This window comes from Streptomyces roseolus (assembly GCF_014649855.1).
GTDB lineage: Bacteria > Actinomycetota > Actinomycetes > Streptomycetales > Streptomycetaceae > Streptomyces > Streptomyces roseolus.
In genome coordinates, this window is sequence record NZ_BMTV01000077.1 from 611 (window position 1) to 2,102 (window position 1,492).

Annotated in this window: 1 rRNA gene (only partly in view); it reads left to right on the top strand. The window is 57.2% G+C overall.

Features of this window, described 5'->3' with window-relative positions:
- Positions 1-1,492, top strand: a 23S ribosomal RNA gene (locus tag IE245_RS36505); its annotated part reaches 610 nt to the left of the window's first position; the annotation flags it as partial.

Consider the following 1,492-nt stretch of genomic DNA (forward strand, 5'->3'; position numbering starts at 1 on the left):
CAAGAGGGCCAACGCCCGCTGTGATGGGTAGGGGAGCGTCGTGTGCCGGGTGAAGCAGCCGCGGAAGCGAGTTGTGGACGGTTCACGAGTGAGAATGCAGGCATGAGTAGCGATACACACGTGAGAAACGTGTGCGCCGATTGACTAAGGGTTCCTGGGTCAAGCTGATCTGCCCAGGGTAAGTCGGGACCTAAGGCGAGGCCGACAGGCGTAGTCGATGGACAACCGGTTGATATTCCGGTACCCGCTTTGAAACGCCCAATACCGAGCCCGCTGATGCTAAGCCCGTGAAGCCGTTCCGGACCCTTCGGGGAATGGAAAGTGGTGGAGCCGGCGAACCAAGGTGACAGTAGGTAAGCGATGGGGTGACGCAGGAAGGTAGTCCAGCCCGGGCGGTGGTTGTCCCGGGGTAAGGGTGTAGGGCGTGTGATAGGCAAATCCGTCACACATTAAGCCTGAGACCTGATGCCGAGCCGATTGTGGTGAAGTGGATGATCCTATGCTGTCGAGAAAAGCCTCTAGCGAGTTTCATGGCGGCCCGTACCCTAAACCGACTCAGGTGGTCAGGTAGAGAATACCGAGGCGTTCGGGTGAACTATGGTTAAGGAACTCGGCAAAATGCCCCCGTAACTTCGGGAGAAGGGGGGCCATCACCGGTGATCGGACTTGCTCCGTGAGCTGGGGGTGGCCGCAGAGACCAGCGAGAAGCGACTGTTTACTAAAAACACAGGTCCGTGCGAAGCCGTAAGGCGATGTATACGGACTGACGCCTGCCCGGTGCTGGAACGTTAAGGGGACCGGTTAGTGACCTTTCGGGGTTGCGAAGCTGAGAACTTAAGCGCCAGTAAACGGCGGTGGTAACTATAACCATCCTAAGGTAGCGAAATTCCTTGTCGGGTAAGTTCCGACCTGCACGAATGGCGTAACGACTTCTCGACTGTCTCAACCATAGGCCCGGTGAAATTGCACTACGAGTAAAGATGCTCGTTTCGCGCAGAAGGACGGAAAGACCCCGGGACCTTTACTACAGTTTGATATTGGTGTTCGGTTCGGCTTGTGTAGGATAGGTGGGAGACTGTGAAGCGGCCACGCCAGTGGTTGTGGAGTCGTCGTTGAAATACCACTCTGGTCGTGCTGGATGTCTAACCTGGGTCCGTGATCCGGATCAGGGACAGTGTCTGATGGGTAGTTTAACTGGGGCGGTTGCCTCCCAAAGGGTAACGGAGGCGCCCAAAGGTTCCCTCAGCCTGGTTGGCAATCAGGTGTTGAGTGTAAGTGCACAAGGGAGCTTGACTGTGAGACCGACGGGTCGAGCAGGGACGAAAGTCGGGACTAGTGATCCGGCGGTGGCTTGTGGAAGCGCCGTCGCTCAACGGATAAAAGGTACCCCGGGGATAACAGGCTGATCTTCCCCAAGAGTCCATATCGACGGGATGGTTTGGCACCTCGATGTCGGCTCGTCGCATCCTGGGGCTGGAGTCGGTCCCAAGGG